This window comes from Streptomyces sp. NBC_01384 (assembly GCF_045040035.1).
In the GTDB taxonomy this organism is placed as follows: Bacteria; Actinomycetota; Actinomycetes; order Streptomycetales; family Streptomycetaceae; genus Streptomyces.
In genome coordinates this window covers 9,347,955-9,371,932 of sequence record NZ_CP109559.1, presented here as the reverse complement: position 1 = coordinate 9,371,932, position 23,978 = coordinate 9,347,955, and the positions used below count along the sequence as shown (strand labels likewise).

The 23,978-nt window shown below is 71.1% G+C and carries 24 protein-coding genes and 2 pseudogenes; 12 read left to right on the top strand and 14 right to left on the bottom strand.

What is annotated here, in order from left to right:
* The 5 genes from OG747_RS42990 to OG747_RS42970 form a co-directional block, all read right to left on the bottom strand.
* Nucleotides 1-693 (bottom strand): B3/4 domain-containing protein, encoded by a 693-nt coding sequence (locus OG747_RS42990; RefSeq protein WP_405884759.1) that lies wholly within the window; start codon nucleotides 691-693, stop codon nucleotides 1-3.
* 8 nt (nucleotides 694-701) lie between these two features.
* Nucleotides 702-1,274 carry a transglutaminase domain-containing protein gene (locus OG747_RS42985; RefSeq protein ID WP_405884758.1) on the bottom strand — a complete coding sequence of 191 codons (573 nt, stop codon included), beginning with the start codon at nucleotides 1,272-1,274 and terminating at the stop codon, nucleotides 702-704.
* 97 nt (nucleotides 1,275-1,371) lie between these two features.
* On the bottom strand, nucleotides 1,372-2,445 hold the full coding sequence (locus tag OG747_RS42980; RefSeq protein WP_405884757.1) for a threonine aldolase family protein: 1,074 nt from the start codon (nucleotides 2,443-2,445) through the stop codon (nucleotides 1,372-1,374).
* Nucleotides 2,442-3,242, bottom strand: coding sequence for an SDR family NAD(P)-dependent oxidoreductase (locus OG747_RS42975; RefSeq protein WP_405884756.1), 801 nt, complete (start codon nucleotides 3,240-3,242; stop codon nucleotides 2,442-2,444). The genes OG747_RS42980 and OG747_RS42975 overlap by 4 nt, the downstream gene beginning before the upstream one ends.
* Nucleotides 3,239-4,636: a DUF6421 family protein gene (locus OG747_RS42970; RefSeq protein WP_405884755.1), complete on the bottom strand. Its 1,398-nt coding sequence runs from the start codon at nucleotides 4,634-4,636 to the stop codon at nucleotides 3,239-3,241. Before OG747_RS42970 ends, OG747_RS42975 begins: the two co-directional genes overlap by 4 nt.
* 434 nt (nucleotides 4,637-5,070) lie before the next feature.
* On the opposite strand from OG747_RS42970, the gene OG747_RS42965 reads away from it, so the two are divergent.
* The gene (locus OG747_RS42965; RefSeq protein WP_405884754.1) at nucleotides 5,071-5,754 is read left to right on the top strand and encodes a glycerophosphodiester phosphodiesterase; all 684 of its coding nucleotides are present in this window, start codon (nucleotides 5,071-5,073) and stop codon (nucleotides 5,752-5,754) included.
* 16 nt (nucleotides 5,755-5,770) lie between these two features.
* On the opposite strand, the gene OG747_RS42960 is transcribed toward OG747_RS42965, so the two are convergent.
* A complete protein-coding gene (locus tag OG747_RS42960) occupies nucleotides 5,771-6,313 on the bottom strand; it encodes a GNAT family N-acetyltransferase (protein ID WP_405884753.1) in 543 nt (180 codons plus the stop codon).
* A gap of 73 nt (nucleotides 6,314-6,386) precedes the next feature.
* Between OG747_RS42960 and OG747_RS42955 the strand changes: the two genes are divergently transcribed.
* The 3 genes from OG747_RS42955 (at nucleotide 6,387) to OG747_RS42945 (ending at nucleotide 10,077) form a co-directional block, all read left to right on the top strand.
* The gene (locus OG747_RS42955; protein WP_405884752.1) at nucleotides 6,387-6,779 is read left to right on the top strand and encodes a VOC family protein; all 393 of its coding nucleotides are present in this window, start codon (nucleotides 6,387-6,389) and stop codon (nucleotides 6,777-6,779) included.
* Between the two features lie 92 nt (nucleotides 6,780-6,871).
* On the top strand, nucleotides 6,872-7,660 hold the full coding sequence (locus OG747_RS42950; RefSeq protein WP_405884751.1) for a VOC family protein: 789 nt from the start codon (nucleotides 6,872-6,874) through the stop codon (nucleotides 7,658-7,660).
* Nucleotides 7,661-7,878: 218 nt separating this feature from the next.
* Nucleotides 7,879-10,077, top strand: coding sequence for a zinc ribbon domain-containing protein (locus OG747_RS42945; RefSeq protein WP_405884750.1), 2,199 nt, complete (start codon nucleotides 7,879-7,881; stop codon nucleotides 10,075-10,077).
* A gap of 152 nt (nucleotides 10,078-10,229) precedes the next feature.
* Here OG747_RS42945 and OG747_RS42940 read toward each other — a convergent pair.
* The 3 genes and pseudogenes from OG747_RS42940 to OG747_RS42930 all read right to left on the bottom strand — a co-directional run.
* Nucleotides 10,230-10,967 (bottom strand): annotated as a pseudogene (locus OG747_RS42940) (cellulosome protein); the annotation flags it as partial.
* 138 nt (nucleotides 10,968-11,105) lie between these two features.
* On the bottom strand, nucleotides 11,106-11,597 hold the full coding sequence (locus OG747_RS42935; RefSeq protein WP_405885987.1) for a MarR family winged helix-turn-helix transcriptional regulator: 492 nt from the start codon (nucleotides 11,595-11,597) through the stop codon (nucleotides 11,106-11,108).
* A 188-nt stretch (nucleotides 11,598-11,785) separates the two neighbouring features.
* Nucleotides 11,786-12,106, bottom strand: a pseudogene (locus OG747_RS42930) (FUSC family protein); the annotation flags it as partial.
* A gap of 132 nt (nucleotides 12,107-12,238) precedes the next feature.
* Between OG747_RS42930 and OG747_RS42925 the strand changes: the two are divergent.
* From OG747_RS42925 to OG747_RS42915, 3 genes are all read left to right on the top strand, one after another.
* Nucleotides 12,239-12,817: a DUF5134 domain-containing protein gene (locus tag OG747_RS42925; RefSeq protein WP_405884749.1), complete on the top strand. Its 579-nt coding sequence runs from the start codon at nucleotides 12,239-12,241 to the stop codon at nucleotides 12,815-12,817.
* A 144-nt stretch (nucleotides 12,818-12,961) separates the two neighbouring features.
* Nucleotides 12,962-13,897: a M56 family metallopeptidase gene (locus OG747_RS42920; RefSeq protein WP_405884748.1), complete on the top strand. Its 936-nt coding sequence runs from the start codon at nucleotides 12,962-12,964 to the stop codon at nucleotides 13,895-13,897.
* A 78-nt stretch (nucleotides 13,898-13,975) separates the two neighbouring features.
* Nucleotides 13,976-14,674, top strand: a complete 699-nt coding sequence (locus OG747_RS42915) for an HAD family hydrolase (protein ID WP_405884747.1) — start codon at nucleotides 13,976-13,978, stop codon at nucleotides 14,672-14,674.
* Nucleotides 14,675-14,740: 66 nt separating this feature from the next.
* On the opposite strand, the gene OG747_RS42910 is transcribed toward OG747_RS42915, so the two are convergent.
* Nucleotides 14,741-14,986 carry a DUF2630 family protein gene (locus OG747_RS42910; protein ID WP_405884746.1) on the bottom strand — a complete coding sequence of 82 codons (246 nt, stop codon included), beginning with the start codon at nucleotides 14,984-14,986 and terminating at the stop codon, nucleotides 14,741-14,743.
* Between the two features lie 256 nt (nucleotides 14,987-15,242).
* Between OG747_RS42910 and OG747_RS42905 the strand changes: the two genes are divergently transcribed.
* Nucleotides 15,243-15,947, top strand: a complete 705-nt coding sequence (locus OG747_RS42905; protein ID WP_405884745.1) for a TetR/AcrR family transcriptional regulator — start codon at nucleotides 15,243-15,245, stop codon at nucleotides 15,945-15,947.
* 165 nt (nucleotides 15,948-16,112) lie between these two features.
* Here OG747_RS42905 and OG747_RS42900 read toward each other — a convergent pair whose 3' ends face one another.
* Nucleotides 16,113-16,556: a DUF6214 family protein gene (locus tag OG747_RS42900; RefSeq protein ID WP_405884744.1), complete on the bottom strand. Its 444-nt coding sequence runs from the start codon at nucleotides 16,554-16,556 to the stop codon at nucleotides 16,113-16,115.
* 207 nt (nucleotides 16,557-16,763) lie between these two features.
* Between OG747_RS42900 and OG747_RS42895 the strand changes: the two genes are divergently transcribed.
* Together OG747_RS42895 and OG747_RS42890 are read left to right on the top strand one after the other, a co-directional pair.
* The gene (locus OG747_RS42895) at nucleotides 16,764-18,188 is read left to right on the top strand and encodes an FAD-dependent oxidoreductase (protein ID WP_405884743.1); all 1,425 of its coding nucleotides are present in this window, start codon (nucleotides 16,764-16,766) and stop codon (nucleotides 18,186-18,188) included.
* Nucleotides 18,189-18,350: 162 nt separating this feature from the next.
* Complete coding sequence (locus OG747_RS42890; protein ID WP_405884742.1) at nucleotides 18,351-19,733, top strand: nucleobase:cation symporter-2 family protein; 1,383 nt, start codon at nucleotides 18,351-18,353, stop codon at nucleotides 19,731-19,733.
* On the opposite strand, the gene OG747_RS42885 is transcribed toward OG747_RS42890, so the two are convergent.
* A complete protein-coding gene (locus tag OG747_RS42885; RefSeq protein ID WP_405884741.1) occupies nucleotides 19,659-20,012 on the bottom strand; it encodes an ArsR/SmtB family transcription factor in 354 nt (117 codons plus the stop codon). The two genes, OG747_RS42890 and OG747_RS42885, sit on opposite strands and share 75 nt — an antisense overlap.
* 130 nt (nucleotides 20,013-20,142) lie before the next feature.
* Here OG747_RS42885 and OG747_RS42880 point away from each other — a divergent pair, with 130 nt between their 5' ends.
* Nucleotides 20,143-21,222, top strand: a complete 1,080-nt coding sequence (locus OG747_RS42880) for an NADH:flavin oxidoreductase/NADH oxidase (protein WP_405884740.1) — start codon at nucleotides 20,143-20,145, stop codon at nucleotides 21,220-21,222.
* 373 nt (nucleotides 21,223-21,595) lie between these two features.
* Here OG747_RS42880 and OG747_RS42875 read toward each other — a convergent pair whose 3' ends face one another.
* Nucleotides 21,596-21,979: a hypothetical protein gene (locus tag OG747_RS42875; protein WP_405884739.1), complete on the bottom strand. Its 384-nt coding sequence runs from the start codon at nucleotides 21,977-21,979 to the stop codon at nucleotides 21,596-21,598.
* 83 nt (nucleotides 21,980-22,062) lie between these two features.
* Between OG747_RS42875 and OG747_RS42870 the strand changes: the two genes are divergently transcribed.
* Nucleotides 22,063-22,764: a hypothetical protein gene (locus OG747_RS42870; protein WP_405884738.1), complete on the top strand. Its 702-nt coding sequence runs from the start codon at nucleotides 22,063-22,065 to the stop codon at nucleotides 22,762-22,764.
* Here OG747_RS42870 and efeB read toward each other — a convergent pair.
* Nucleotides 22,695-23,978: an iron uptake transporter deferrochelatase/peroxidase subunit gene (gene efeB, locus OG747_RS42865; RefSeq protein WP_405884737.1), complete on the bottom strand. Its 1,284-nt coding sequence runs from the start codon at nucleotides 23,976-23,978 to the stop codon at nucleotides 22,695-22,697. The genes OG747_RS42870 and efeB overlap by 70 nt on opposite strands.

Genomic DNA, 23,978 nt, shown 5'->3' with positions numbered 1-23,978 from the left:
TCACGCCGGGGCGTGGACGGTGATCCGCGCCCCGGGGCTGAACTTCTCGAGGAGTTCGGCGAGTTCGGTGCCGGCCCGCTCCACGTCGGCCGCCGGCATCGGCGCGAGGCTCTCCAGAAGGAAGATGGCGGAGGTGGACTCCTCCGTGAGCCGGGTGCGCGGGCCCTGGCGCCAGTTCCAGCGTCGGCAGGTCACGCCGGCCTCGTCGCGCCACACGACTTCGCCCGCGTCCGGGTGTTCGACGGCCTCCTCGCCGCCCGCGACGGTCACGAAGTCCTCCTCGCCCGTGGCCCGCACGAGTCGCATCCCACCCCGGACATGGTCGATGTCCTCGCCGCCGACCGGGATCAGATGGGCGACGCTGATCGCGTTGTAGATATCGACGAGTACATTGATCCGCGGCAGTCCGGCGTCCGACAGAGCCCTCTTCGCCAGCGCCTCCGCCGAGTTGCGGGTCCGCGAGGGCTTCGACCCGAACGCCGTGTAGACCTCCCGCCAGGCCGCCATGTGCGGGTCCTCGTGCGGGGCGCGCCCGTCCAGTCGTGCGGCGAGCCGGCGGGCCGCGTCGTCGAGCAGCGCCGAAGTTCCCTCCGTGCTGGGCCCGTTGACGAGTCCGTACGCCTCGATCGCGACGTGGGCGAAACCGGGTGCGAGGGCGCGCACCTCGTCGGACACGGTGAGCGTGAGAGTCATGGCCTGCCTCAGAGTGCGGTGGGGAGCGTCTTCCGGAGGTACGGCCGGTCGGGGGCGGCCTTGAGGACGCTCAGCACGACCGGATGAGGTTCAGCGTACAACACCGGATAGTCCAACTCACTGAACTCCGGGTCGGGCGTGAAGGCCAGCCGCTCACCGTCGAGGGAGAACTGGGCGTCCACACCCGGCTTGTTGCCGCGGGGGTCCTGCCGATGCCAGGCGCCGTTGAACCGTACGGCGACGAGCCCGTGCACCTCGTCGAACTTCTGGTAGCAGAACGCCGTCGGGATGTCCTCGGCCCGCAGCAGCGCGGCCAGGGCGTGGGCCTTGGCGTAGCAGATGCCGGTGCGCTGCTCCAGGACGTCGGAGGCGCGCCAGGTGACCCGCAGATCGCCGGAGTCCTGTGAGTGCGGGATGGTGTCGCGCACGAATTCGAAGGCCGACCGCGCATAGCCATACGAGTCCTCGGCTCCCCTGGCGAGCCGTGCGGCCGTCTCCCGTACGAGCGGATGGTGATGGTCGACAACCTCGTCGGCGGCCAAATATGCGAACAGGTCGGTGGTGTTCTGGGTCAGCTCCATGCCCGTAGAGCATAGGAATGCGATCACCCGAGAGTCAATGACTTTTCAGGTGACCGCATATCTATGCATCGCGACCTATGGATCGCTTGGCCTCGGGTTACCGGTGGGCCATCTCCTCCTTGAGCGCCGCCACGAACCCGTCGACGTCGTCCTCGGTGGTGTCGAAGGAGCACATCCAGCGGACATCGCCCGCCGTCTCGTCCCAGAAGTAGAAGCGGTAGCGCTTCTGCAGCCGCTCGCTCACGTCGTGCGGGAGGCGCGCGAAGACCGCGTTGGCCTGGACCGGATAAAGGATCTCCACGCCGTGCACCGCGCGCACGCCCTCGGCCAGCCGCTGGGCCATGTCGTTGGAGTGCCGGGCGTTGCGCAGCCACAGATCCTTGGCGAGCAGTGCCTCCAACTGCACGGAGACGAAGCGCATCTTGGAGGCGAGCTGCATGGACAGCTTGCGCAGGTGCTTCATGTGGCTGACGGCGTCCGGGTCGAGGACGACGACGGCCTCGCCGAACAGCGCGCCGTTCTTCGTTCCGCCGAGGCTCAGGATGTCGACGCCGACCGCGTTGGTGAACGTCCGCATCGGGACGTTCAGGGAGGCGGCCGCGTTGGCTATCCGGGACCCGTCCAGGTGCACCTTCATGCCGTGCGCGTGGGCGTGGTCGCAGATCGCGCGGATCTCGTCGGGCGTGTAGAGGGTGCCGAGTTCGGTGCTCTGGGTGATCGAGACGACCTGCGGCATCGCGCGGTGCTCGTCGTCCCAGCCGTACGCCTGCCGGTCGATCAGCTCGGGGGTGAGCTTGCCGTCGGGTGTGGGCACGCTGAGCAGCTTGAGGCCGCCCATGCGCTCGGGGGCGCCGCCCTCGTCGACGTTGATGTGCGCGCTCTCCGCGCAGATCACCGCCCCCCAGCGGTCGGTGACCGCCTGGAGCGCGACCACGTTCGCGCCGGTGCCGTTGAAGACCGGGAAGGCCTCGGCGGTGGCACCGAAGTGGCTGCGGATGATCCGCTGGAGGTTTTCCGTGTAGTCGTCCTCGCCGTACGCGACCTGATGCCCGCCGTTGGCCAGGGCCAGGGCGGCGAGCACCTCGGGGTGGGCCCCCGCGTAGTTGTCGCTGGCGAACCCCCGGACCCCCGGGTCGTGGTGCCGCCTGGCGTCGGTCTTCGGAGGGTTCACGGCTTCTCGGTCAGCCACAGACGCTTTCCGTTCACTTCAGCGGCGGGCTTCGCCCAGACGCCGACGATCTCCTCGGCGAGGTCATCGACGTCCGTGAAGCCCGCGAACTTCGCGTTCGGGCGCTCGGCGCGCATCGCGTCGTGCACCAGTGCCTTGACCACCAGGATGGCAGCCGCGGAGGTCGGGCCCTGCTCGCCCCCGGCCTTGCGGAAGTAGTCGGCCATGGCCAGCGTCCACGCCTCGGCGGCGGCCTTGGCGGCGGAGTAGGCGGCGTTGCCCGCGGTGGGCTTGCTCGCACCGGCGGCGCTGATCAGGAGGTAGCGGCCACGGTCGCTGCGCTGCAACGCCTCGTGGAACGCCAGGGAGGTGTTCTGCACCGTGCGGATGAGCAGCAGCTCGAGGAAGTCCCAGTCGTCGAGGCTCGTCCTGGTGAAGGTCTCGCTGCCCCGCCAGCCGCCGACCAGGTGAACCAGACCGTCGACGTGGCCGAAGTCCTTCTCGACATGGGCGGCCCAGTCGCGGGTCGACTGCAGGTCGAGCAGGTCGACCGTGTCGCCGACCACGGTGGCGCCGCCGGACGCGTAGCGGGCCGCGTCCACGGCCTCCGCCAGCCGCTCGGGGTCGTTGTCGGAGCCGACGACGGTGGCCCCCGCCGCGGCGAGCCGCTGCAGGGTGGCCCTGCCCGCGGGTCCGCCCGCTCCGGCAACCGCGATCACCGCTCCGCTGAGAGGTCCGTTGCCGTTCCTGTTCGACATCGCCTTCGCCTCCTGAGCAGTGCTCTTGACACGGGCGCTCATGCGGCGGCCCGCTCGGCGCTCGCCGCGGTGATGCCCTTGGTGGAGGCGATCACGTTCTTCAGCTTCTTGGAGAGTGCCTCATAGAACATGCTCAGCGGAAACTCGTCCGGAAGCACGTCGTCCACGAGTTTGCGCGGGGGCTGGGTCAGGTCGAGGGCGTCCGGACCCTTGGCCCAGCGGGAGCCTGGGTGCGGAGCGAGATAGGTGGAGACCAGCTCGTACGCCTTGAACCAGTGGACGAGCTTGGGGCGGTCGATGCCGGCCCGGTAGAGCTCCTCGATCTCGGCGCACAGCTGGTTGGTGATCTGCGGGGCGCGCTGCCAGTCGATGTGCAGCTTGTTGTCGGTCCAGCGGATGACGTCGTGCTGGTGCAGGTAGGCGAAGAGGAGCTGGCCGCCGAGGCCGTCGTAGTTGCGCACGCGCTCGCCGGTGACGGGGAAACGGAACATCCGGTCGAAGAGCACCGCGTACTGCACGTCACGGCCCTGCGTGAAACCGTCGGCCTCCAGCTTCACCGCCTCCTTGAAGGCGGTGAGGTCGCAGCGCAGCTCTTCCAGGCCGTACATCCAGAACGGCTGGCGCTGCTTGATCATGAACGGGTCGAAGGGCAGGTCGCCGTGGCTGTGGGTGCGGTCGTGGACCATGTCCCACAGCACGAAGGCCTGCTCGCAGCGCTCCTGGTCGTGGACCATCGCGGCGATGTCCGCGGGCAGCTGGAGGCCCAGGACGTCCACGGCGGCATCGGTGACCGCGCGAAAGCGGGCGGCCTCGCGGTCGCAGAAGATGCCACCCCAGGAGAAGCGCTCGGGGGCCTCGCGCACGGCGATGGTCTCCGGGAAGAGAACGGCCGAGTTGGTGTCGTACCCGGCCGTGAAGTCCTCGAAGGTGATGCCGCAGAACAGCGGGTTGTCGTAGCGGGTGCGCTCCAGCTCCGCCAGCCATTCCGGCCAGACCATGCGCAGCACGACCGCCTCGAAGTTGCGGTCCGGGTTGCCGTTCTGCGTGTACATCGGGAAGACGACCAGGTGCTGGAGGCCGTCCTCGCGGTGCGCGGCGGGCTGGAAGGCCAGCAGCGAGTCCAGGAAGTCGGGCACCTGGAAACCCCCGTCCGCCCAGCGGCGCAGGTCCTTCACGAGCGCCTCGTGGTACTCGGCGCCGTGCGGCAGCAGCGGGGCGAGCAGCTCGATGGCGTCTATGGCACGGCGTACGGCCAGATCGGCATCGGCGGCGTCCGGGGCGCCCTCGGCCTCGAAGTCGATCGACCCGTCCTTGGACTGCCAGGGCCGGATCTCCTCCACGGCATCCTTGAGCACAGGCCAAGCCGGGTGCTCCACCACCCTGCCCACGGGAGGAACCCGCTCCTCCGTACCCACCTGCACAAGAATTTCCGTCATGTCCCATCCTCCACTGGAGAACCTCGCGTATGGACACCGTATGTATCCGAGGTTCCTCCCCGCAAGGGGAGACTCAAGAGATTATCCTGCGCCACCCCCACCTTCACCGCTCTTTTTCCTGCCAGATACTGTGAAGACGATTACTTCCGCTATACGACCTAGGAGCACGGGCATCCGCGAGAAGCTCGGCCACGACGGGGCAGCGCGCGGGTGCGCCCGAGGAGAGGGCTCGTGGTCAACCGCCGGGAGACTCGCCCACTCCCGGGTGACGCGGACCGGCGGCACCTGGCCGGTATCCCGTGCGGCAGACACGCCCTGCTCGGCGTACGAGCGGGTACATCGCGCGGCGGGGCGATTAGGCTGCGGCCTTGCCGCGTGGGTGCCGCCACAACCACGCGTGCGCCGAGCCGCCGTCGACGGAAGCGAGTCGAATCTTGAACTTCCTCACCATCGGTCATCGCGGAGTGATGGGTGTCGAACCCGAGAACACCCTCCGTTCTTTCGTCGCCGCCCAGAACGCGGGCCTCGACCTGATCGAACTCGATCTGCATCTGAGCAAGGACGGCGCGCTCGTCGTCATGCACGACGCGGACGTGGACCGTACGACCGACGGTTCGGGGCCGATCGCCGAGATGACGCTCGCGGAGCTGCGCACGCTGAACGCCGGTAACGGTGAGCGTGTGCCCGTCTTCGAGGAGGTCCTGGACGCTGTCAGCGCGCCGTTGCAGGCCGAGATCAAGGACACCGCGGCGGCGCGGGCGCTGGCCGAGGTGATGCACCGGCGCGACCTGGTGGGGCGGGTCGAGGTGTCGTCGTTCCACGACGAGGCGATCGTCGAGATCGCCCGGCTCGTGCCGGGGGTCCGCACCGCGCTCATCGCGAGCCGCTACGGCATCGATGTCGTGGACCGCGCCCTGGAGGCCGGCGCCGCGACCGTCTGTCTCAACATCCGCCGGCTGACCCTGGAGGTCGTCGAGCGCGCCCGCCAGGCCGACCTGAGGATCATCGGCTGGGTGGTGAACACCCAGGACCAGCTGCGGCTGGTGCGCGCCCTGGAGCTGGACGGCGCGACCACCGACCACCCCGAGATCAAACGCACCGGCCGCTTCACCGCGTGACGCTCGCGCGAGGCGCTTACGCCAGCGGCTTGACCAGCAGCTCGAACTGCAGGTCGTCGCGCTGCGGAACGCCGAAGCGCTCGTCGCCGTACGGGAAGGGGGTCATCTTTCCCGTACGGCGGTAGCCTCGCCGCTCGTACCAGGCGATGAGGTCGTCGCGTACGGAGATCACGGTCATGTGCATCTCCTGGACCCCCCAGGTCTCGCGGGCGTGGCGCTCCGCCTCGGCGATGATCACCTTGCCGAGGCCGCCGCCCTGGAGTGCGGGGCTGACCGCGAACATGCCGAAGTAGGCGTGGTCGCCACGGTGTTCGAGCTGGCAGCAGGCGATGACGGCGCCATCCCGCTCGACGGTCAGCAGCCGGCTGTCCGGCGACTTGATGACGGCGAGCACGCCCTCGGGGTCGGTGCGCTGCCCTTCGAGGATGTCCGCCTCCGTGGTCCAGCCGGTCCGGCTGGAGTCCCCGCGGTAGGCCGATTCGATCAGCGCGACGAGGGTGTCCACATCGGCGTCGGTGGCATCGCGGAAGGTCGGTCCGGTGGCGGCGGCGGTGTCCATGGAACGGTTCTCCGAAATCTCTGGCGCGGCTCGGGCACCGCCGAGCGTAACGTCCCCGCTAGGCTCCGGGTGCATGGTGCACGTACTGAGTAGCCGGACCCTGCTGCGCCCGACCGACCCGGAGCGCTCCCGCGCCTTCTACGGCGAGCGGCTGGGCCTGGCCGTCTACCGCGAGTTCGGGACGGGCCCCGAGCGCGGCACGGTGTACTTCCTCGGCGGTGGCTTCCTGGAGGTAGCGGGCCGCTCGCAGACTCCACCCTCGCCCGCGATCAAGCTGTGGCTCCAGGTGGCCGACGCGAACGCGGCGTACGAGGAACTGTCGGCCGCCGGTGTCGATGTCCTGCGTCCGCCCGTGAAGGAACCGTGGGGGCTGATCGAGATGTGGATCGCGGATCCTGACGGTGTCGAGATCGTGCTCGTGGAGATCCCGGCGGACCATCCGCTGCGCTACCGCCCCGGGATCTGAGGGCGGCCCCCGCCCCTCGCCGGATGGCCGGGGCTCCGGCCCGGGCATAGCGTGCTGGAGGGGGCCCCTGGCGGAAGGGCGGAGGAAACGTCATGAAGCTGGACAAGCCGATGACCGGTGGACCGTGCTGGACCGAGCTCGGGACCAGTGATCTGGAGGCGGCCAAGCGCTTCTACGCCGAACTGTTCGGCTGGCGCCCGGAGACGGACCCGCGTCAGGAGGCGGGCGGCTACACGGTCGCGCACCTCGGCGACGCGGCGGTCGCCGCGCTCTCCCCGCTGTACCAGGAGTCGCAGCCCGTCGCCTGGAGCGTGTCGTTCGCGGTGGCCGACGCCGACGCCGCCGTGGACACGGTGCAGGCCGCGGGCGGCACAGTCGTGTTGGGCCCGATGGACGTGTTCGACGTAGGCCGTTTCGCCGTGGCGTTCGACCCGACCGGCGCCGCCTTCCAGCTGTGGCAGGCGCGCGCCTTCCCCGGCGCGGGACTGTTCAACGCGCCCGGCACGCTCGGCTGGGTGGAACTGCTGACGCGCTCCCCGGACCGGGCCGTCGAGTTCTACACGACGGTGTTCGGCTGGAGTGTGAACGCGTCGGAGCGCTACACGCAGTGGGGCCTCGGCGGAGCCGACTTCGGCGGCATGGTGGCGATGGACGACGACTTCCCGCACGAGGTGCCGCCGCACTGGCTGCCGTACTTCGCCGTCGAGGACGTGGACGCCGCCGCGAACGCCGCCATCGGGGCGGGCGGCAGCATCCTCATGGAGCCCACGTCCGTGCCGGAGGGCCCCCGGATCGCCGTCCTGCGCGACCCGCAGGGGGCGATGTTCGGGGTCCATGTGGCGGGCGAGGAAGGGTCTTCAACTGCTGGGTGTTTGGCTTGAGCAGGCTGGTTGATGCTACTTCGCGTCATCGGTGCGGATCCTCAGGATCCGCCACTGCTTTCATCCTGTGAGAGATGCGGGTGTTCCCGGTCTCGTCCTCGTCGGATGCCGACGATCGTGGTCTTCCCGTACTTTTCCCGGCCTTCCCGGACCCTGAGGGTGCGGGAAGGCCGTGTCTTTGTGTGATGGTCGGTCGTTAGGCCGATCGGAGTGCCGGGATGCGGCCGCTGCTGAAGATGACCGGACATGTGCGGGAAAGCGGGGTGGCGGGCATGGCCAGGCTGATGGCGACGGCCACGTGCAGCGCCTTCTCCGGTGTGCTGGAGGGCAGTGGTGAGCGGGTCGGGCAGCGGGTCCTGCTGGAACGGGTGGGTTTTCTCGCGGAGTTGAGCCAGACGCTGGCCGGTGCTCTGGTGGCCGCCCGGTGGGATGAGGATTCCCTGGATGTGCTGGCCGCCGGGGTGGACGAGCGGGGCGAGGCGCTGCCGTCCAAGGGGTGGATGGCGCTGCGCCGCCTGGACTGGCCGCAGACTGTCACGCCCCCGGCGGGGGTGTATGTCTCGGACCGGGTGCGTCGGGGCGTGGAGGAGTACGCGGCGCGCACGCTGCGGCTGGCCCTGCACCGGCGCAGTATCGTGGCCGCGGTCCTGGCCACCTGGCCGGATGATCCGCGGCGGCGCACGGAGGCGGAGTGGACAGCACTGCGTGCGCTGTTGCCCGCCCACGTGAGCGGTGCGGAAATCCGCAACCGCACCCGGCAGATCCGCACCTATGTAACCGAGCACAGGCTGTTGCCCGCCGGGCTGTGCGCCCTGGAGGGCCCGCCCCGGGTGGCCGGGCAGGTGTTGCTGGCGGCGATGGACCGCCAGCAGGTCACCCTGGCCCGGGTGGACGAGGCCACCGCCCGGCTGCGGGTCAAACTCCCCCTGCGCGCCGCCCCCGCCACGGGGCGGGACTGGGCCTGGCACGTGATCGACATCCGGCTGCCCGGCACCATCACACCCGACGCGGTGCTGCACACCCCGACCCTGCGCACCACCCGCACGGGCCGGATCGCCGTCGACCTGCCGCACTCCCGGCCCGCCCCGGCCACCAGGGCGAGCGGGCATACCGTGGCACTCGGTTTCGACTGGGGTGTCAACACCCTGCTCACCGGCGTCCTGGGCCGCCTGACCGGAAGAGGGCAGACCCGCCGGGTGGTCACCGACGGGCGGTCCCTGGTCTTCGACGCCACCACGGTCAGTGCCGCCCTGCACCGGCTGCGCGGCGTGCGCGAGCACCTCGCCGCCAAGCGTGACCACTACCGGGCCCTCGCGGACGGGCTCGGCTCCCCGCACCCGGCCTGGGGCGAACACCTCGACCGGGCCCGGGTGCTGGAGGTCGAGCACGGGCGGGTGTGTGCCCGGATCCGGCACCTGAATGATGCGCTGGCCTGGGCTGCGGCCCGCTGGGCCGTCGACCAGGCGGCAGCGCTCGGCGCGAGCGTCATCTACCTCGAAGACCTCGCCACCCTGGAAGCCCGCGGCCACCGCAAGGGCAACGCCCGGCTGTCCGGGCAGGTCCGCGGCACGGTGGCCGAGGCGATCCGGCACCTGGGAGCGAAGGCGGGGATCGCGGTGGTCACCGTCCCGGCCCGGGGCACCTCCACACTGTGCCCCGGCTGCCTGAACACCCTCACCCACCATCCGGCCCCCGACCGGCTCGCCGAACGCGGCTGGAAGTGGGCACACTGCGCGGGCTGCGGGCTGTCGACGGACCGGGATCACGCCGCCGCCCGCCGGATCGTCTCCCGCGGCCTGCTCGCCCAGGCCCACACCGTCACCGACCGCGCTGCCGGGGTCCGGACCATCCGCACCACCATCGAGGGCACCGTGTGCCTGGTGAGGCGTCCGAAGAAGACCACCCGCCGCCTGCGCCGACTGCGCCGCGCCGAGACGGCCCCACGCCGCCCGGCCGGGCCGAAGACCACCCCGGGCAAGGGGCACCCGACGCCCAGCAGGCCCACCGGCCCCCGGTACCAGCCCGCCCGGCGTGCTGCCCCGGCACAGGCACCGGGCCCGAAGACTTCCCGCCGTGCGCCCGATGTGCGTACGGTCCCCGCCACCACCCCCACCTCGGGGGCAGTCCAGCGTCCGGCGGGGCATGACACACAGGCACCAGCCGTATCCGGGCCGGTGCCAGGTCATGGAGTACCCGCACCCCACCGGCCCGAAGACCTTCTTCCGGCCGGCCGGATGCGGCTCTCGAACAGAACCTGTCGACGGCGCACCCGCGCCGCCGAGCGGACCGGCTTCCACCACCTGCACGCCACCGAGGTCCACCCCCTCACCCCGAGGTTCGGACCCCACAACGGCGACCGCACACGGCCACGCCGCGCCCGAAAAGCCTGGAAACCACAGGCACACACAGAGTTCTAGAGACGCTAGCGGGGCTTGCTCTCCCGGCTGCTTCAGGCCGGCGGTGTCACCGCCACCCGGTCGATGACCGGTGCGTAGGCGGAGCGCTGCCGGTAGGCGTTGGTGGTGGCGCCGTCGAAGTCGGGCTGTTCGTCGGCGGTGAAGGTGAGGGTGTTGGCCCCCTCCCTCAACGTGACGGGGACGGGGGCGACGTTCGTACGGATCGCCGCCGGCGTCGACAGCTCGTGCCAGGTGATCACGTCCGGGAGTACGTCGTGCGCCTTGGCGAAGGCGAGGAAGTCTCGCACCTCCTCGTACAGGATGCTGGTGTTGGGGCCCGCGATGCGCGCGTCCGGGTCGAGGCCCCTGATGAGGTGGTGGAGGTCCTTCCAGGCGGCGAAGTAGGGCCGCGGGTCGGTGCGCGAGGAGATCGTGTCGTAGCTCCACTCCCCCGTGCCGAACATGTTCCCTTCGGGTTCGTTGAACGGCACGTACACGACGTGGGACTTGTACGCGCCCATCGTCAGGACCTGTCCGACCTGCTTCTCCACCCTGGCCCGGTAGTCGGCGAGGCGCTCCTCGCCGGTGGCGCCGGGCCACTGGTAGGGGAAGCCGCGGTAGATGTCGGTCATATAGAGGTAGACGTCCCGGCCGCCGCGGTCCACGAAGGAGGGCAGGATTTCGAGGGCGTCGGCTCCTGGGTGCTGTGTGCCGTCCTGGGCCTTGGTCGACACCGTGCGGACGTACATGCCCTCGACGACGTTGCGGCTGGGCACGCCGTCGCCGTACAGGCCGTAGAGCGTGCCGCTCGCCCCGCCATGGAAGGCGCCGGTGTCGGCGGCGAGGTCGATGGTGAGCGTCTCGCTGTCTGCTGCCACTGCGGCGGCTCCCTTCGTCGACGTCGTGCGCAAGCCGCCGTGAAGACTTCCAGTCGTTCGAGATCTCGTACATCAGCCGGATTACCGAACCGGGCGAGCCCGAACGTAGAAGCGGGCGCTTCTCGTGTCAACGGCGGGTGACCGCGGAGTTTCCGACCTGCCCGGCCGGCCTCAGGCGCGCGGGACCCCCAGACGGCCTTCCAGCTGACCGAGCAACTCACCGAGCAGTGCGGCGAGTTCGCGCTGACGGGCGAGGTTGATCCCGGACAGCGCCGTTGCCTCATAGGCGAGTTGCCGGGGCAGGATGCCGTCGACGAGGTCGCGCCCCGCATCGGTCAGCCGGACGTGCGCGACCCGGCGGTCGCGCGTGTCCCCGCGGCGCTCGACCAGACCGCGCTCGGTCAGTTGCTTGAGGCGCTTGGTGACGGCGGCACCGGAGGAGAACGTCTCGCGGGCGATCTCACTGGGGGTCAGCTCGTGACCGGTGCGGCGCAGGGTCCCGAGGACGTCGAACTCCGGGCGGGTGAGCCCGGCGCGGCGCAACGGGGCGTCCTCCGCCTGCTGGAGCAGCGCGGCGGAACGGTTGATCCGGCCGATGATCTCCATCGGCCCGGTGTCGATCTCCGGGTGCACGGCCTGCCACTGGCGCACCACGTCGGCCATGGTGTCGACCGGGGCCGTGGTGCCCGTGGGATCCGTGGGAACGCCCGGGGTGTCCGCCGAAGCCGCCGGGGCAGCCGAGCCACCCACTGATTCCACTCCACCGGCCCGAGCCTCCGTCGGCTTCGGTGAGGTGGTCGGAGTGCCGCCCTGGCCGAGTGCCGCGTCCGTCGCGCGCCCATCCGCTGCCGTCATGCCTGTGCGCCCTCCAAGGAGTGCAGTCCCTGCCGTCGTACCGTCGCCGCGAGCGTACGGTGTCCGGACTGCTCGGCCCGCATCACCCGCTCCTCCGGCAGGGCGCGTTGCCACCATTCGCCGGCCGCGGCGTCGGCGGTGGCGCGCAGTTCGACGACGGCGGCGGCCAGCCCGCGACGGGCGGACTCCAGGGCGGTGGGCCCGGGGTGCGCGGAGGCCGGCAGGGACGCGGCGTGCCCCTCTGCCCGTTCGACGGCGTCGAGGGCGTGCTCGATGCGGTCGCCGGCCCGCCGGTTGGTGACGGCGACCGCGCCCACCTGCGGTGCACTCCCGCACGCTCCCCCGCGTACACCCTTGCGCTCGCTTGCGCACCGCCCGGCCCGGGCATGCCCTGACCGACTGTCCGACATCAACGACTGTCCGACTCCGTCGAGTGGGGGAGGTACGCGGTGCACGGACCGGCTTCACCCGGCTGGCTGCTCGTCGCGCTGTGCGCGGCGACCGGGGCCTACTGCCTGTTGCGGATGCGCAGCGCCGTCGAGGAACAGCGCCGCACCGCGGGCGCCGAGGCGCTCATGGGATTCGGTATGGCGGCGATGGCCGTGCCCGCGGCGGTGGCCACGCCGCCGCGCTGGGCCTGGCTCGCCTACGCCGCACTGTTCGGCGCCGCCGCCCTGCGCGCGCTGTGGGCGGCCCGCAGACGCCCGCACCATCTGCACCATCTGCACCATCTGGTCGGCGCCTTCGCCATGGTCTACATGGCGGGCGTGATGGCCGCCTCCCCCGGACACCACGGGCACGTCGGCGGTTCCGGGATTCCGCTGGTGACCGGGGTGCTCCTGCTCTACTTCGCCGGGTACGTGCTGCGGTCCGGGGCCCGGCTGCTGCCGGTCACGGCCGTGGCCGGGGGCACCGGGACTCCCACCGGCACCACCCGGACCCTCGGCTGGGGTGATCGCCCCGAGCTGTCGCAGGCGTGCCGGCTGTCCATGGGGATCGCGATGCTCGCCATGCTGGTCACGCTCTGAAACCCACGCCGGTCACACTCCGAAGCCCACCTGGGCCACGCTCGAAAAACCGCACCGCGCACGGCTGTACGAAACCGTGGCGTACGTCACTTTGCCGTCGCAGCCCGTATCCCCCGGCGACGCTCCGCTCATAGGCTTCACCCCATGATGGTCCCCGCGGCACTGTTGCTGCTCGGCGCCCTGGCCGCCGTGGTCGCTCCACGCCTGCTCGCCCGGGCGGACTGGAAGGACCGCGAACCGGTGGTCGCCCTGTGGGTGTGGCAGTGCGTGGTGGCCGCCGTTCTGCTGTGCTGTGTGCTGTCGATGACGCTCAGCGCGGCCGCCGCGTGGGTGGCGGTGCGCGGCCACGTGTTCGGCCCCGCCCCGCACTCCGTCGTGGACGCCTACGCGCTGAGCAAGGGAAGCCCGTGGGCCGCGACAACGGCCGTGGCGCTCGCGTGCGGCGGCGCCTGGACCGCGGCGATGCTGGTCCGCGAGGTGCTGGGAGCCCGGTCCCGCCGTCGGCAGAGCCGTGCCGAACTCCTCGTGCGGGCCCCGCTGTTGCCCGGTGAGGAGCCGGGCAGCGAACGGCTGGTGGTGCTGGAGGGCGAGCGTCCGGATGCCTGGTGGCTGCCCGGCGCGGCGCCCCGACTGGTCATCACCACGGCCGCGTTGCGCCGTCTCAAGGGGCGCCAACTGGATGCGGTGCTCGCCCATGAGCAGGGGCACGCGCGGGCCCGGCACGACTGGCTGCTGCACTGCTCGGCCGCGCTGGCCGTCGGCTTTCCGCAGGTGCCCGTGTTCGCCGCGTTCCGCGACGAGATGCACCGCCTGGTCGAACTCGCCGCCGACGACATGGCCTCCCGCCGCTTCGGCCGCATCACGATCGCCCTCGCCCTGGTGGAACTGAACGAGGACCGGGGCGTGTTCGGCCCCTGCCCGACCCCGCAGGCCCAAGTCCCGGAGCGGGTGCACCGGCTCCTGACTCCCCCGGACCGACTGACGCCGTCGCGGCGGCTGCGGCTGACGGCGGCGGCCACGCTGGTGCCGGTGATCCCGTTGCTGGTGACGTTCATACCGGGCCTGCGGGCGCTCGGCTAGCCGGCACAACAACCGCCCGGCGCCCCTGGGCTCGGGACGTGCTTGACCGACCGGGCCGCGCCCCGAAGGATCTCCCTCATGACGATCAAAGGCGTGCTCTTCGACTTCTCCGGGACCCTCTTCCGTATCGAGTCCACCGAGTCATGGCTGCGCGCGGTGCTGGCGGAAGCCGAACTCGGCCTCCCCGAAAACGAGTTGATCAGTGCGGCGCAGGCGCTGGAATCCGCGGGCGCGCTGGCGGGCGGCGCCTTTCCGTCGCAGCCGCTGCCGGCGGACCTCGCCGAACTGTGGGCGGTCCGCGACCAGAGTGCCGAGGCGCACCGGGCCGCGTACACCGGCGTCTCCCGCCAGGTACCACTGCCCGACCCCCGACTGCACGACGCGCTGTACGACCGTCATATGGTCCCGGACGCCTGGCAGCCCTACCCCGACGCGGCCGAGGTGCTCGGCTCGTTGCGCGAGCGCGGGGTCGCGGTCGGGGTGGTCAGCAACATCGGCTGGGACCTTCGGCCCGTCTTCCGCGGGCACGGTCTCGACCCGTTCGTGGGCACGTACGTCCTGTCGTACGAGCACGGCATCCAGAAGCCGGACACCCGGCTGTTCGCGACCGCCTGTGACGCACTGGGCATCGCCCCCGAGGACACCCTGATGGTGGGGGACGACCGCCGGGCGGACGGGGGTGCGGCGGCGCTGGGGTGTGCCGTGCACTTCGTGGACCATCTGCCGGTGACACACCGCCCGGACGGGCTGCGGCCGGTGCTGGACCTGATCGGCTGATCCGCGCCCCACCCCCCGCAGCCCCCCGTCGGCCCTGTCAGGACCGCGTCGACCTCCAGGACCGCGTCAGCTTCGGTAGCCCTCGACCTGCGAAGACGGCCGTACGCGCGCCTCTTCCGGATTCTCCCCGAACTCGGACTTCGCGCGCCGCTGGCGCAGCAGGTCCCAGCACTGGTCGAGTTCGCGCTCCAGCTGTCCGAGCCGCTCGTGTTCCGTGGTGCTGTCGATCTGTCCGGACGCCAGGGCGTCGCGCAGTCGTCGCTCGTCGTCCACCATGGCCGTGATTCTGGCCAGGATCTGCTCCTGGTTCATGGCACCCGCCTCCTCGACACTCCAGCCCACTCTAGGGAGGCCACGGCGGCTGTGCGACTTACTTGGGATCAGTTGCCCGAGATCTGTTGCCCGAGATCTGTTGCCCGGGACCTGTTGCCCGGGACCTGTGCGTCTGCCTCGGATGTTCCCCCGCGCCACCCGAGGCAGACGGCAGGCCGGCGCTGACCCGTGGAGGGTCCGGCCCCGACGCGTTGAGTATAGTTGGCTGGCAGCCAGTCAACGCAGGAGTTACAGCATGTCCCCGCGCAGCCCGTCGGTCAATGAAGAGTTGCGGCGGCGTTCCCGGGAGCGGCTGCTACAGGCCGCGGTGGAGCTGGTGAACGAGCGCGGCTACGAGGCGACGACGCTCGGGGACATCGCGGATCGCGCGGGATCGGCGCGCGGACTGGTGTCGTACTACTTCCCGGGCAAACGCCAGCTCCTGCAGTCCGCCGTACACCGGCTGATGCACCGCACTCTGGAGGAGGGGCTGGAGCGCGAGCCGCGTACCGAGGACGGCCGGGAGCGGATGGCGCGGGCCATCGACGCGATTCTGGGCCTGGCCCGGGACCGGCCCGTGCTGATGCGTCAGCACATGGCGGGCATCCTGCTGGGCGAGGGGTTCGTGCAGTGTCCGGAGCAGCAGCGCCTGGCGCAGTTGCTGCGGGAGACCGTCGCCCGGCACTGCTCGGCGGACGCCGCCACCGACTACCCGATGCTGCGGGCACTGCTCATGGGCTCGGTGTACGCGGCCCTGGTGCCGGGCGTGCCGATGCCGATCCCGACGCTGCGGGCCGAGTTGTTCGAGCGCTACCACCTCGACTGGGAGATGGGCGTCCCACCGGACACCGAGGCGCCCGGCGGGACGTACGGAACGGATCTGTCACGGTTCTTCGCGACCGACCGACGGTCGGACGAGCAACCGTCGGACGAGCAACGGTCGGACGATCAGTCGAAGTAGTCCGGCTGAGCCGCCGCCCCGGAGCGCGTTGTCGGCCAGCGGGCCGCGCTCGAAGTACGCGATGCCCTTGGGGTTCGCGGAGTCCGTGAAGTCCCGGACGGAGACGCCGCCCCGGTACCAGGCCTGGACCATGAAGTCCTTGCCCTTGACGGGGAAGTGACCTGTTCAGCGGCGGGCGTGACGAGGAGTCAGAAATCCCTCGTCGCGTGCCCCGGCGATCAGCCGCAGCGCTCTGCGCCGGCTGTGGCCGGTCGCACACATCACCGCGAGCACCGGATCCACCCCCTCCTCCTGGGCCGAGCGGTACTCCTCGGCGACGAGCCGCCGCCCCTCGGTGCCGCCGGGCCACGCGGGCCGGGCACGGCTCGGCACCCGTTCCGCCGGGGTGCCGCACACCGCGAACAGCGGCCCCTCGATCCAGTCGGCGAGCGCCGCCAGATCGTCCAGGGACAGCGGCGGCCTGGCGCGTACGTCCTCGATGGAGACGCCGTCGCCGGTCAGCACGGCGAGTGCGTCGACGTGGGCGCCGTCGCCGAAGGCGAGCCGGACGGAGAACCACCTCGTGACGCGGTCGTGCTCCCGCACTTCCCACGCGGGCCACACGGACACCGCACCGTCCGCACGACAGCGATCGGACAGATGAAGAAAGGATGCTTCTAGCACATACGGAACGTAACCGCATCATCACATCCGATACGGACGGACACGCACACATGTGCCGCGCGCGGCACCCTGTCAGCGGAGCTTCGGTGGTGCAATGCTGGAGCCATCAGCGATCTCCTCGAGCTGTTCAGGTTTCGGATTGGGAGTTCCGCCGTGCTGCATGTCGCCGTCGTCGGCTCAGGGCCCAGCGGGGTCTACACCGCCCAGAGCCTCGTCCAGAGCGGGCTGCCCGAGCTCCGGGTGGACGTCCTGGACCGGCTGCCGTGCCCGTACGGCCTGGTGCGCTACGGGGTGGCGCCCGACCACGAGAAGATCAAGTCGCTGCAGAACAATCTGCGCGCGGTCCTGGAGGACGAGCGGGTCCGGTTCCTGGGCGGTGTCCAGGTCGGACCCGACGGGCTGCCGACGGCGCGGCTGCGGGAGCTCTATCACGCGGTCGTCTACTGCGTGGGCGCCGCCACCGACCGCCACCTCGGAGTGCCGGGCGAGGAGCTGTCCGGCAGCTGGTCGGCGACCGAGTTCGTGTCCTGGTACAGCGCGCACCCCGACTCCGTCACCGACGGTTTCGTGCTCGGCGCGCGCTCGGCCGTGGTCATCGGCGTCGGGAACGTCGCCGTCGACGTCACCCGGATGCTGGCCCGCGGGGCCGCCGAGCTCAGCCCCACCGACATGCCGCAGACGGCGCTCACCGCGCTGGCCGCGAGCAAGGTGACGGAGATCAGCATGGTCGGGCGGCGCGGTCCGTCGCAGGCCCGCTTCACCACCAAGGAACTGCGCGAGCTGGGCTCACTACCGGACACCGAAGTCGTGGTGGACCCCGAGGAGTTGACGCTCGATCCGGAGTACGTCGACCCGTCGGCCCTGCCCGCCGCGCAGCGCCGCAATGTGGAGGTGCTGCGGGGGTGGGCCGCCGCACCGCCGCAGGACCGGGCCCGCCGGATCCGGCTGCGCTTCTTCCTGCGCCCCGTCGAGTTGCTCGCCGATGACGATGCCTGTGGCAGCGGCAGCGAAGGCGCGGCCGTGGGCGCGGTGCGTTTCGAGCGAACGGTGCCGGACGGTCGCGGCGGAGTGACGGGCACCGGGCGGTACGAGGACATCGAGGCGCAGTTGGTGCTGCGCTCGGTCGGCTATCGCGGAGTCCCCCTCGAAGGGCTGCCGTTCGACGCGGAGCACGGCACGGTGCCGCATCTCGCGGGCCGGGTGCTGCGGGAGGGCGTGGTCGCGCCGGGCGAGTATGTGGCGGGCTGGATCAAGCGCGGCCCGACGGGTGTCATCGGCACCAACCGGCCGTGCGCCAAGGAGACGGTGGCCTCGCTGCTCGAGGACGCCCCCGAGCTCGTACGACGGGAGGTGCCCGCCGACCCGCTCGCGGCACTGCGGGCGGCCGGGGTGGCGCCGGTGGAGTGGGCCGGGTGGGAGGCGATCGAGCGGGCGGAGGCGGAGCTCGGGGCCTCGCTCGGGCGGGGTGTGGTCAAGCTGCCCGACTGGACATCACTGCTGGCGGCGGCGCGGGCGGGCGGCTGCTCAGTAGCGGCGTCGGTTTCGGTTTCGCGACGGAGCGGGGCTTCGCCTTCGTAGCAGAGGTTCGTAGCAGAATCGCGTCGGCTTCCGTGGGCATGACACATAGCGGCAACGGGCCGGAAATCAACAAACTGTTCAAGCCCTTTACGGTCTCGTGCTGTTCGGACGTTCCCCGCGCCGTCCGGCCGTCCCCGCTCCTCCGCCGCTCCTGGAGTGCCCATGGCAACCACCGCACCCGTGCATCCCGTCGACGAGGTCCCACCCGTACGCCAACTGGCCGCCTTCGGGCTGCAGCACGTGCTCGCGATGTACGCGGGGGCGGTGGCCGTTCCGCTGATCGTGGGCGGGGCGATGAAGCTGTCGCCCGCCGATCTGGCGTATCTGATCACCGCGGACCTGCTGGTCTGCGGGATCGCGACGCTCATCCAGTGCGTGGGTTTCTGGCGTTTCGGTGTACGCCTGCCGATCATGCAGGGCTGCACCTTCGCGGCGGTCTCGCCGATGGTGCTCATCGGGACGACCGGCGGCGGACTGCCCGCGATCTACGGCTCGGTGATCGTCGCGGGACTCGCGATCGTCTTGCTGGCACCGGTCTTCGGGAGGCTGCTGCGCTTCTTCCCGCCGCTGGTCACGGGCACCGTCATCCTGATCATCGGGGTCTCGCTGCTGCCGGTGGCGGGCAACTGGGCGGCCGGCGGTGTGGGTGCGAAGGACTTCGGCGAGCCGAAGAACCTGGCGCTCGCGGGCTTCGTGCTGGCCGTGGTGCTGGGCGTGCAGCGGTTCGCGCCGGCCTTCCTGAGCCGGATCGCGGTGCTGATCGGTATCGCGGTGGGCCTCGCGGTCGCGGTGCCGTTCGGGTTCACGGACTTCGGCGGGGTCGGGGACGCCGACTGGGTCGGGATCAGCACGCCGTTCCACTTCGGCGCGCCGTCGTTCCATGCCTCCGCGATCGTCTCGATGCTGGTCGTGGCGCTGGTGACGATGACCGAGACGACGGGTGACCTCATCGCGGTGGGCGAGATGACCGGCCGGAAGGTCGAGCCGCGCACGCTGGCCGACGGTCTGCGCGCCGACGGCCTCTCGACCGTCCTCGGCGGCGTGTTCAACACCTTCCCCTACACGGCGTTCGCGCAGAACGTGGGACTGGTCGGCATGACCCGGGTGCGCAGCCGCTGGGTGGTCGCGACCGCGGGCGGCATCCTCGTCCTGCTCGGTCTGCTGCCCAAGCTGGGCGCGGTGGTCGCCGCGGTGCCGGCGCCGGTGCTGGGCGGCGCGGGCCTGGTGATGTTCGGGACGGTCGCCGCGAGCGGGCTGCGCACGCTGGCCGAGGTGGACTTCAAGGGCAACGACAATCTGACGGTCGTGGCCGTCTCGGTCGCCGTGGGCATGCTGCCGGTCGGGGTGCCGACGGTCTACGAGAAGTTCCCGGACTGGTTCCAGACGGTGATGAACAGCGGGATCAGCGCGGGATGCCTGACGGCGATCGTGTTGAACCTGCTCTTCAACCACCTGCCCGGCACGGCGCGTTCAGCCGAGGCGGACGGCCTGGCGGGTGGCGGCCGTGAGGACGCCGTCGAGAAGCCCAGGGAAGAGGCGGTCTAGATCGTCCTTGCGCAGGGCGTTCATCTTGGCCGTGCCCCGGTAGACCTGCCGGATCACCCCGCTCTCGCGGAGCACCCGGAAGTGGTGCGTGGTGGTGGACTTGGTGACCGGCAGGTCGAAGTGCGAACAGGAGAGCTCGTCGCCGACGGCGGCGAGCTCTCGCACGATCCGCAGCCGCATGGGGTCGGAGAGCGCATGCAGCACCGACTCCAGCCGGATCTCCTCACGCACGGGGTGCGGCAGGTCACGGCTACCGCCGGCGGGGGCTGCGGTCGTCACGGTGGCTCCACTTCGTCCGGGAACCTCATTGTAGGAGAATTGTACGAGATCTCTCGTAGTTTGACAGTTCCCGTACTACGACGCTTACCGTACGAGACGTACCCCGGCCCCGCGACGAATGGAGACCGCCGTGAGTGCGCTCTTCGAGCCCTTCACCCTGCGCGACCTGACCATCCCGAACCGGGTGTGGATGCCCCCGATGTGCCAGTACTCGGCCGCGCCGGAGGGACCTTCGACGGGCGCCCCGAACGACTGGCACTTCGCCCACTACGCCGCCCGCGCCACCGGCGGCACCGGGCTGATCGTCGTCGAGGCCACCGCCGTCTCCCCCGAGGGCCGGATCAGCCCGTACGACCTGGGTATCTGGAACGACACCCAGGTCGAGGCGTTCCGCCGTATCACCCGCTTCCTGACGGGCCAGGGCACCGTTCCCGCGATCCAGCTCGCGCACAGCGGCCGCAAGGCCTCGACCGAGCGCCCCTGGAAGGGCGGCGCGCCGGTCGGCGAGGACACGTACGGGTGGCGGCCGCTCGCCCCGAGCGCGCTGGCCTTCGACGAGAAGCACCCGGTGCCGGCCGAGCTGACCGCGTCCGAGATCCGGGAGATCGTCGGCCAGTTCGCGGACGCGGCGCGGCGCGCCCTGGACGCCGGCTTCGAGATCGTCGAGATCCACGGCGCCCACGGCTACCTCGTCAACGAGTTCCTCTCCCCGCACTCCAACCACCGCACCGACCAGTACGGCGGCTCGTTCACCAACCGCGTCCGCTTCGCCCTCGAGGTCGTCGACGCCGTACGGGAGGCATGGCCGGACGACAAGCCGCTCTTCTTCCGCGTCTCCGCCACCGACTGGCTGGACGAGGGGGGCTGGAGCGCCGACGACACCGTCCGACTGGCCGGGCTGCTCAAGGAGCACGGGGTGGATCTGCTGGACGTGTCGACGGGCGGCAACGCCTCGGGGGTACGCATTCCGGTCGGGCCCGGCTACCAAGTCCCCTTCGCCGCACGGGTGAAGGCGGAGACCGCGCTGCCCGTCGCCGCCGTCGGGCTCATCACCGACGCCGAGCAGGCCGCGAAGATCCTCGCCAACCACGAGGCCGACGCCGTGCTGCTGGGGCGCGAACTGCTGCGCAATCCGTCGTTCGCGCGCCTCGCGGCCCGCGAGCTGGGGGCGGAGGTGCGCGTACCCGAGCAGTACCACCGCTCCGTGTAGGCCGTCCTGGGAACGCGCGCCAGAGGGACGCGTTCCTGTGCAACCGTCGCAGGACCAGGGCAAGTTGGAGCCGTAGTCGGCCGTCCACCGGGGGCCGCCCGCGGGTCCGGTCGAGCACCACCCGGGCGGCGGCCGCGGCGCGCTCCAGCACCATCGCGTGAACTCCGTCGGGGGGTCCCGTGCGCTCCAGCCAGACGGCCGGAGGGCCGCCGGGCGTCAGCGGGGCCGAGGGCCAGGCCGGGTCGAGGGGTTCGCCGTCGTCGTGGCGCATCCCGTCGGCCTCGACGCGGACCCGCACCGCGCGCTCCTCGTCGACGAGCCGGGCGGGGCAGCCGGAGAGCACGGCCGCGCCGCGTACCGCGGTTGTCGCCGATCACCATGCCGCCGCCGTGCACGTTGTGGACGACGGGCACGGCCACGGCGGCCCGGGTCGGCCGGCAGATGAGCAGGGAGATGTCCGGGGCGCCCTGCGGCCCGGGCACGATGCACTCCCGGCCGGCGGCGGCGCCACCATGAGCGAGCGCATCCGTGGCCTTCGCACGCCGTCCGCCGCGGTCACCGGCGGCGCGCCCGGAAGGGCGAGTACGGCGACGGGGGTGAGGACGGCCCAAGGGGCGCGCTCGGCGGGCTGCACGACGGCGACGAGCAGGGTGTGCCGTACGGGGGCGAGGTAGGCGCCGCCCGGGTCGAGGATGTCGCCGTGCCGACGCGGGACGTGTCCCGTGCCGAAGTCCCGGCGGCGACCGGAGGGTGACACGGGGGTGCTCCGAGAGGTGAGGCAAACCCTACATACTGTAGGGTTTGCCTCATCGTGAGCCTCTTACGTCTCGGGGGACCCCCATGAAGGAACGTGACGCCGATCCGGCCGCGCCGAGTGACGGCACCTTCGAGCGGCTCCTGGACCGGGCTCTGCACTCCCCCGAGATCATCGCAGCGATGGAGCACGTCGGCGTGGTGGACACGCGACGCGCGGAACTGCGCGCCGAAGCCCTGGACGCACGCGGCTCGCTGTCCGGGACCGCCAAGGCCGAGTACGAGCGCTATCTCCGGCTGCGAGCCTGCCGACGACGAAGTGATGGTGCCTCAAAGGTCTCCCTGCGGGTGGGAGATGGATCCGTTTCGGTCTCGGCGCTGCTCGTGCCGAGTCTCGGTGTCGTCGCCGCGGGGGTGTACGTCCTGAGCGGGTTCGACCTGCACGCCCTCGACGTACGTCCGCATCTCAACGACGGACTGATCATGGTGGTGGTGATTCTGGCTGCCGTGACGGCGGGGGCGGCGCTCGGTGACCTTCTCTGGTCGCTGGCGACCCGCGACCGCCCCGCCTCGGACGACCGCGATCCAGAGGTGAGGCATGCCTTTGAGGCCTGGCAACTGGCCTTGCTGGAGCGGGGCGTGATGCCGTTTCTGCTCGGTCGTCTCGACGGGGTGGCCGCGCTCCATCCCCCGAATCAACCTTCGCTTCAGGCCCCGCTTCAGCCCTCGATGAGCGAGCGGCCCAGCCAGTCCGACTGGTCCTTCACGCCGGGCAGCGCGAAGAAGTAGCCGCCCCCGGTGGGGCTGATGTAGTCGACGAGCGGTTCGTCGATCAACCGCTCCTGGGTCGCCTCGAACTGGCGGACCACGTCCTGCTGGTAGGAGCAGAAGGCCAGGCCCATGTCGAGGTTGCCGGCCTTGTCGACACCCCGGTCGTAGTTGTAGCCGCGGCGCAGGATCCGGGTGGCGTCGGTCTTCGCCGTCCGGGGGTTGGCGCGCCGGATGTGGGCGTCGAGCGGGATCGCCTCGCCCTTGGGGTCCTTGGCGTAGCGCGGGATGTCGGTCTCCTGGGCGCCGTCCAGCGGGGCGCCGGTGTCGCGGCGGCGGCCGATCATCTTCTCCTGCTCGGTCAGCGAGACCCGGTCCCAGAACTCGACCAGCATGCGGATGACGCGGATGACCTGGTAGCTGCCGCCGACCGCCCAGGACGGTTCGCCGTCGGCCGCGGTGACCCAGACCAGCTTGTCCATCTCGCGGCCGGAGGTCGTGTCGGGGTTGGCGATGCCGTCCTTGAAGCCGAGGAAGTTGCGCTGCGCGCCGGTCGGGCGGGACGGGTTCTGGAAGCCGTCGATGCGCCATTTGATCTGCATGGCGCCGCGCGTGTGACGGGTGATGTCGCGCAGGGCGTGCAGCACGGTGTCGGAGTTGGCGGCGCACAGCTGCAACGACAGGTCGCCGTGGCACTCGGCGGCGTCGAGGTTGTCGTTGGGGAAGGTGCGCATGGGCTTGAGGCGGCGCGGTATGCGGTCGGCGAGGCCGTAGCGGTCGTCGAACAGGGAGGCGCCGACGCCCACGGTGACGGTGAGGTCGTCGGCGGGCAGGTCCGGTCCCAGCAGGCCGCTGTCCGAGGGCGGCGCGCCGACGCCGAGGTCGACGGGGGTGCCGCCGGTGGTCAGGAAACGGGCGCGTTCGGTGATCGTGCGCAGCAGGGCGGCGAGTTCGGCCCGGCCGTCGGCGATGACGTCGAAGGAGACGAAGACCGCGGTCTTGGGCGCGGGGGTGGTGACACCGGCCTGGTGGACGCCGTGGAAGACCACCTTGCCGCTGCCCGAGTCGGCCGCCGCGGCGGGGGTGCTGCCCGCGGCCACCTGGGCCCCGACGAGCCCGGCGCCCGCGAGGGCGGCCCCGGCCGCGCCGACGCCGAGAGCGGTCTTGGTGAACGTACGGCGGCCGAAGGGGCAGCCGCCCAGCGCGGCCTGGTCGTCGTGGCTCGGGGTCGTCAT

What these genes read in the sequence shown, in the direction of transcription:
- OG747_RS42890 (WP_405884742.1), top strand. Translation starts at nt 18,351, where the DNA reads ATGGCAACCACCGCACCCGTGCATCCCGTCGACGAGGTCCCACCCGTA.
- OG747_RS42955 (WP_405884752.1), top strand. Translation starts at nt 6,387, where the DNA reads ATGGTGCACGTACTGAGTAGCCGGACCCTGCTGCGCCCGACCGACCCG.
- OG747_RS42915 (WP_405884747.1), top strand. Translation starts at nt 13,976, where the DNA reads ATGACGATCAAAGGCGTGCTCTTCGACTTCTCCGGGACCCTCTTCCGT.
- OG747_RS42935 (WP_405885987.1), bottom strand. Translation starts at nt 11,597, where the DNA reads ATGGCCGACGTGGTGCGCCAGTGGCAGGCCGTGCACCCGGAGATCGAC.
- OG747_RS42945 (WP_405884750.1), top strand. Translation starts at nt 7,879, where the DNA reads ATGCGGCCGCTGCTGAAGATGACCGGACATGTGCGGGAAAGCGGGGTG.
- OG747_RS42985 (WP_405884758.1), bottom strand. Translation starts at nt 1,274, where the DNA reads ATGGAGCTGACCCAGAACACCACCGACCTGTTCGCATATTTGGCCGCC.
- OG747_RS42920 (WP_405884748.1), top strand. Translation starts at nt 12,962, where the DNA reads ATGATGGTCCCCGCGGCACTGTTGCTGCTCGGCGCCCTGGCCGCCGTG.
- OG747_RS42870 (WP_405884738.1), top strand. Translation starts at nt 22,063, where the DNA reads ATGAAGGAACGTGACGCCGATCCGGCCGCGCCGAGTGACGGCACCTTC.
- OG747_RS42990 (WP_405884759.1), bottom strand. Translation starts at nt 693, where the DNA reads ATGACTCTCACGCTCACCGTGTCCGACGAGGTGCGCGCCCTCGCACCC.
- OG747_RS42950 (WP_405884751.1), top strand. Translation starts at nt 6,872, where the DNA reads ATGAAGCTGGACAAGCCGATGACCGGTGGACCGTGCTGGACCGAGCTC.
- OG747_RS42910 (WP_405884746.1), bottom strand. Translation starts at nt 14,986, where the DNA reads ATGAACCAGGAGCAGATCCTGGCCAGAATCACGGCCATGGTGGACGAC.
- OG747_RS42970 (WP_405884755.1), bottom strand. Translation starts at nt 4,636, where the DNA reads ATGACGGAAATTCTTGTGCAGGTGGGTACGGAGGAGCGGGTTCCTCCC.
- OG747_RS42905 (WP_405884745.1), top strand. Translation starts at nt 15,243, where the DNA reads ATGTCCCCGCGCAGCCCGTCGGTCAATGAAGAGTTGCGGCGGCGTTCC.
- OG747_RS42960 (WP_405884753.1), bottom strand. Translation starts at nt 6,313, where the DNA reads ATGGACACCGCCGCCGCCACCGGACCGACCTTCCGCGATGCCACCGAC.
- efeB (WP_405884737.1), bottom strand. Translation starts at nt 23,978, where the DNA reads ATGACGACCCCGAGCCACGACGACCAGGCCGCGCTGGGCGGCTGCCCC.
- OG747_RS42975 (WP_405884756.1), bottom strand. Translation starts at nt 3,242, where the DNA reads ATGAGCGCCCGTGTCAAGAGCACTGCTCAGGAGGCGAAGGCGATGTCG.